This is a genomic window from Cellulomonas bogoriensis 69B4 = DSM 16987 (assembly GCF_000767165.1).
Taxonomy (GTDB): domain Bacteria; phylum Actinomycetota; class Actinomycetes; order Actinomycetales; family Cellulomonadaceae; genus Actinotalea; species Actinotalea bogoriensis.
Genome location: NZ_AXCZ01000163.1, coordinates 1 through 6,082, shown reverse-complemented (window position 1 = coordinate 6,082; position 6,082 = coordinate 1). Strand labels below are relative to the sequence as shown.

The 6,082-nt window shown below is 71.4% G+C and carries 4 protein-coding genes; 3 read left to right on the top strand and 1 reads right to left on the bottom strand.

Annotated elements, in window-relative coordinates; genetic code table 11:
• Positions 1–356: 356 nt before the first annotated feature.
• Both N869_RS12160 and N869_RS12155 read left to right on the top strand, forming a co-directional pair.
• Positions 357–2,471, top strand: a complete 2,115-nt coding sequence (locus tag N869_RS12160) for an N-acetylmuramoyl-L-alanine amidase (RefSeq protein ID WP_035062090.1) — start codon at positions 357–359, stop codon at positions 2,469–2,471.
• A gap of 35 nt (positions 2,472–2,506) precedes the next feature.
• Positions 2,507–3,565, top strand: a complete 1,059-nt coding sequence (locus N869_RS12155) for an ATP-grasp fold amidoligase family protein (RefSeq protein ID WP_035062088.1) — start codon at positions 2,507–2,509, stop codon at positions 3,563–3,565.
• A gap of 4 nt (positions 3,566–3,569) precedes the next feature.
• On the opposite strand, the gene N869_RS12150 is transcribed toward N869_RS12155, so the two are convergent.
• Complete coding sequence (locus tag N869_RS12150) at positions 3,570–4,586, bottom strand: glycosyltransferase family 2 protein (protein ID WP_035062086.1); 1,017 nt, start codon at positions 4,584–4,586, stop codon at positions 3,570–3,572.
• Between the two features lie 180 nt (positions 4,587–4,766).
• Here N869_RS12150 and N869_RS12145 point away from each other — a divergent pair, with 180 nt between their 5' ends.
• Positions 4,767–5,975 carry an LCP family protein gene (locus N869_RS12145; protein ID WP_035062085.1) on the top strand — a complete coding sequence of 403 codons (1,209 nt, stop codon included), beginning with the start codon at positions 4,767–4,769 and terminating at the stop codon, positions 5,973–5,975.
• Positions 5,976–6,082 lie beyond the last annotated feature (107 nt).

The following is a 6,082-nucleotide window of genomic DNA, read 5'->3' as shown; positions in this document are numbered from 1 at the left end:
ACGACAGCAAGATCAACAGACATGAGGTTCAGTCCTGGGGGTCGGTCGACGGTGCCGGCGGGCCGGCCGGTCCCGGGTGGGATCCGCGTCGGATGCTACCCGACCGCCACCCGCCGCAACCGGGCGTCGCACGCCGCCTGGGGAACCACACGGCAGGCGCTGCCCAGGAATATCGATCGGGCGGGTTATGGTGAATCGCCTTTATGCCGAAGGTCATTGAGCAGGTCGACGCGCGACACAACACGGGACGAGAATCGATGAGCTACCGCACCACAGCAATTCCCGCCATCATTTCCGCTCTTGCCCTGATTGGCACCCCTCATGCCATTTCGTCCGATTTGGGCGGCTCTGATGAGGTGCGTGCCGTCCCGGTCGTCGACGAGCAGGACGCGCCCGAGACCGTGATCCCGGACCCCGAACCCGTCACCCGCATCAAGCTGACCGACACCAGCGCCGAGACGACCACCCTCGCCGAGCCCGACCCCGAGCCGCTCGACGTCCCGGACGCACCGGACCTCCCCGAGGCCGAGGACCCCACCACCGAGGACCCCACCGAGGACCCGGACCGGAGCCAGACCCAGGACGGGACCGGCGAGAACCTCGAGGACGTGACGTCCGTCGAGGTCGAGCAGACCACGCTCAGCAGCGCCCCCCGGGTCGCTGCAGACGACCTCGACCAGGCGATCATCACCCCTGCGCTGTCGACCGCCGACTTCTACGTCGCAGGTGTGACCTGGGACCCCGCGGGGACCGACGAGCCACCGTACGTCTTCATCCGCGTCCTGGCCGCGGACGGCTGGACGGAGTGGGACGAGCTCGACACCGACCCCCTGCACGACGACGCGACGGTCGTCGGCACCGAGCCGTACGTCACCGGGGTGGCCTCCGGGGTGCAGGTCAAGGTGCGGGGCGCGCAGCTCCCGGCCGACCTCGCTGTGGTGCTGATGCCCGCCAACCCGAGCACCGACGTCAAGGAGGTGCAGGAGCCCGACGCCGAGGTCTCGACCCTGCCCGAGCCCGACGAGGACCGCTCGACCGCGAGCACGGCCGCCCGGAGCGGCACCCCGGCGACGACCGCCGCACCTGCACTGTTCACACCCGCCTCGGCCCCCGCAGCACCCGGGACCACGTCGGTCGCGGCCGCGGCGCCGGTCCAGGCCTCCGCCGCCGTACCGGCCAACGCCGCGATGCCGACGTCGGACCAGGTCGCAGGGGGGATCATCTCCCGCAGCGCCTGGGGCGCGAACGAGGCCCGCAGCACCTGGCGTCCCAGCTACCACCAGCTCCGCGCCGCGGTGGTGCACCACACCGCCGGGAACAACAACTACACGCGCGCCCAGTCGGCCTCGATCGTCCGCGGGATCCACAACTACCACGCGGTCACGCTCGGCTGGAACGACATCGGCTACAACTACCTCGTCGACAAGTACGGCCAGGTGTTCGAAGGCCGTCGAGGCACCCTCGCCTCCAACGACGGGGTGATCGTGACGGGCGCGCACGCGCGCAGCTACAACCAGCACTCTCTCGGGATCTCCGCGATCGGCAACTACACCTCCACCTACGCGCCCCAGGTGATCCTGGACCGCATGAGCGAGGTGATCGGGTGGCACTTCGCCCGCGCCGGCATCGACGTCACCACCGCCAGCAGGATGCCCAACCGCACCGGCCTGCCCCGGATCTTCGCCCACCGCGACGTCGGCAGCACGATCTGCCCCGGTCAGAACATCTACAACCGGCTCCCCACGATGCGCACCTCCGTCGGCGCCGTCGTCGACCGCCTCAGCCACCAGGGCAACCGCTACCTGCTGCGCAACGACCTGCGCGACGGCAGTGCGCACATCGACTTCCGGTACGGTCGCGCCGACGACGACGTGCTCGTCGGTGACTGGTACGGCCAGGGACGCGACACCTTCACGGTGCGACGGGGCCGCGAGTACCACGTGCAGCGCCACCTGCAGGGCGGCCAGGCGGACCACCTGTTCCGTTACGGGCGTCCCGACGACGAGGTCGTCATCGGTGACTGGAACGGAGACGGCTCCGCCACCCTGGCCGTCCGACGGGGCAACCACTTCCACATCCGCAACTCGTTGACCGACGGGACGGCCGACCTCGTCGTGAAGTTCGGGCAGGCCAACGACGAGGTCGTCACCGGTGACTGGAACGGGGACGGTCGCGACACCCTGGCCGTGCGACGCGGCAACCGGTTCTTCTTCACCAACACCCTGCAGACCGGCGAGGCCGAGTACACCGTCCAGTACGGGCGCGCCGACGACCTCGTGCTGGTCGGTGACTGGAACGGGGACGGCAAGGACACCCTGGCGATCCGACGTGGCCGCGAGTACCACATCAAGAACTCCATCGAAGGTGGCGAGGCCGACGTGCGCGTCATCTACGGACGCCTCGACGACGTGTCCCTCACCGGTGACTGGAACGGGGACGGAAAGAACACCCTCGGGGTGCGCCGCAGGTAGCATTCGCCGTCGCCCCGCAACGCCCAGGAGACCGCGTGCTCACCAGCCTCGTCCGACGCCTGCCCCCTGTCGCCCGGCGCGACGCGACCATCAAGGAGCTGCGTCGCCGGCTGCGCCGCGCCGAGCTCGACGCGCCCCCCACCGAGAGGACACGCACCGAGGGGACACGCACCGAGGGGACGCGCACCGAGGGGACGCGCACCGAGCAGCCGGCGACGGCGATGCAGAGCCCCTCGTTCCTGTACAAGCTCCGTGAGGCCGGCCGCATCCACGGCCACCTCAAGCGCCTCGGCGGCCCGTTGCCGATGTGGGAGCTCAACCGCAAGCACCGTGGCTACCGGTTCGCCGTCAGCCACGGTGTGGCGATCCCACCGGTGATCGGCGCATACGCCCGCCCCGCCGACGTCCCCTGGGACGAGCTGCCCGACGCCTTCGTGGTCAAGACGTTCCACGGCACGGCCTCCCACGGCGTGATGCCCGTGCGCCGCGACGGCGACCGGTTCCGTGACCTGCTCAGCAGCCGACACCTGGGCGTCGAGGACATCCAGGCCCGACTCACCCGCCTGGTCGACAAGGGCTCGGTCAGCGAGGAGCTGTTCATCGAGGAGCTCATGACAGCCCCGCAGGGGACCGGGCTCGAGGTGGTCCCGGACTACAAGCTGTACTGCTTCTACGGCACCATCGGGATGATCATGGTGGCGGGTCGGCGCAGCCGCGCGGCCGACGGGAGGGCGTTCCGCTACTTCGACGCCGACGGCGCCGACATGGGCAACGCCCGGCCCGGGTTGGCCCTCGACCAGAGCCTGCCCGCGCCTCGGCACCTGGAGGCCCTGACCAGCACCGGGCGCCTGCTGTCCGGGGCGATCCGGTCACCGTTCGTGCGCGTGGACCTCTACGAGCGCGACGAGGGCGTGGTCTTCGGCGAGATCACGCCCGCGCCCGGCGGCGTCCAGGTCCTGCGCCCCGAGCTGGACGCGAGCTTCGGCGAGCTGTGGGAGGACGCCCAGGCCCGGCTCGAGCGCGAAGCGATCACCGCCGGGGCGCGCACCACCGGGTACGGCCCCGAACCGCACGACCACCTGTGGAGGTTCTAGGCCGTCAGCGGCGGCCGCCCGGGCGCAGGAACCCCCACGCCCAGCTCATGTGCATGCAGGCGATGACCGCCGGGAACCGCAGCCGTGCCCGCAGCGGGAGCCCCCTGCCCTCGACCAGCGAGCCGAGCAGGACCACCCCGGCGTAGCCCGCGGGAAGCACCGCGGCGGCACGGGCCCACGCGGTACCCGTGGCCAGCCCGGCTCCGGCGACGAGCGCACCGCCCACCACCCCGACCAGGGCGGCCGGCGGTGCCAGGTATCGGACCGAGGCCGTCTCCCGGTACCGGGTCATGACCTCGCGGCGCCACTGGCCACTCCCGTGGAACTGACGCGCCAGGGCCCGGAACGTGGACCTGGGTCGGTAGGTGACCCGCAGCTCCGGGACGAACCAGACCTGCTCCCCCGCCTGACGGATCCGGTAGTTGAGCTCCCAGTCCTGCGCACGGTGGAACTCCTCGTCGAACCCGCCCAGCCGCTCCAGGACGTCCCTGCGGAACACCCCCAGGTACACGCTCGGCACCGGCCCGGCGACCCCTCCGACGTGGAACTCGGCCCCCCCGATCCCCAGGTAGCTGCTCATCGCACGGGCGACGGCCTGCTCCAGCGGTGTCACGCCCTGCGGCACCATCTGGCCACCGACGTTCGCGGCACCGGTGCGCACGAGCTCGCGCACCGCGGTCCGGATGTACCCCGGCGGGAGCATCCCGTGACCGTCCACCCGGACCACCACGGGGTGCGTGGTCGCCCGGATCGCGGCGTTGAGGGCGGCCGGGGTGCGCCCGGTCGGGTTGTGCACCACCAGCACCTCGGCGTGCCGGGCCTCGAGCTCGGCGGCGATCTCCTCGGTGCGGTCGTGCGAGGGTCCCACCGCGAGCGCGATCTCGACCTCACCCGGGTAGCCGTTGGCGAGGATCCGCTCCACCGACTCCCGCAGGTGGTTCTCCTCGTTGAGGACGGGCATGACCACGCTGACCGGCGGCCAGGGGCCGTCGGGACCGATCGAGGCACCCAGGGCGTTCATCGTCGTGAAGGCTAGCCGACCAGGGCCACCCGCACGTCCGTACGGGTGGTGGTGGGGACGACCGGGTGCCCTCCTCCACAAGTCCTCCACGGCACCGGTGCGTCGGCTCCCCCGGCGGGACACCGTGGCGACCTATGCTGAATCACCGTGAGCCCCCGCCATGCCAGCTACCCCTCGCTGATGAGCGTGCGCCACGCGCGGGGTCTGCGCCGGCACCCGCTGCTGCGGAGCGTCGCGCTCGGGGTCGTGGCCGTCCTGTCCTTCTCGGTGGCCGGGGGCGCGGCCGCGTTCACGCGCCTGCAGGGCAACATCAACACCGCTCAGACCGACCACCTCCTGGGCGAGCGTCCGGCGGAGGTGGACCCGGACCCGAACGACCCGAGCTCCGGTCGGCCCGTCAACATCCTGGTGATGGGTACCGACTCCCGAGAGGGCAACCGCAGCATCGCGGCCGACGAGATCGACGGGGAGCGGTCGGACACCACCATCCTGGTCCACATCTCAGCGGACCGGGAGCGCATCGAGCTGATCTCCATACCCCGGGACTCGATGGTCGCGGTGCCCGAGTGCGAGCGTTCGGACGGCACCGTGGCACCCGCCCGGTCCCGCACCATGTTCAACGAGTCCTTCGCCGCGGGTGGGCGCAACGGCAGCACCACCGACGCGGCTGCGTGCACGCAGAAGACCGTCGAGCAGCTCACCGGGGTGTACGTCCACCACTTCGTCGTGGTCGACATGTCGGGCTTCATCGAGATGGTCGACGCCCTCGGCGGCATCCCCATGTGCATCGAGCAGGACATGTACTCGCGCAAGGCGCGACTGGACATCCAGGCCGGCAAGCAGGTGTTCGACGGCGAGACCGCGCTCGCCTTCGCCCGCGCCCGCACCGGCCAGGGGCTGGGCGACGGCTCGGACACCGGGCGCATCGGCCGGCAGCAGGAGCTGCTGGCCGCGACCGCCCGCGAGGTCCTGAGCGCGAACCTGCTGACCGACGTCCCTGAGCTCCTGCGGTTCCTGGACGCGGCCACCCGCTCCCTGACCGTCAGCTCGGACCTGTCGCGACTCACCGACATGTCCGGCCTGGCGTTCAGCCTGCGCAACGTCCCGAGTGGCAACATCGCCTTCATGACAGTGCCCTTCGGAGCGGACCCCGTGGACCCCAACCGGGTGGTGTGGACCCACGAGGCCGCAGACCTGTGGGACCGGGTCGCCAACGACCGTCCCATCATCGAGCCGGAGCCCGAACCGCAGACGCAGGCTCCCGCAGGGGAGGGTGACGACGCGCCCGAGGCGCCGGACGAGGACTCGTCCACGACTGACGAACGCGAGCAGGTCCGTCCCGGGGTGGACGCCTTCACCGCCGACGACAAGACCACGGTCTGCGGCTGATGGCCGGGCCCCCGAGCTTCGAGCCACCGCGCCGCCGCCGGCCCGCACCCGACGGACAGCCTCCGGTCCGGGTCGGCGGTGGGCAGCCCGCGCGCCCGATCCCTCCG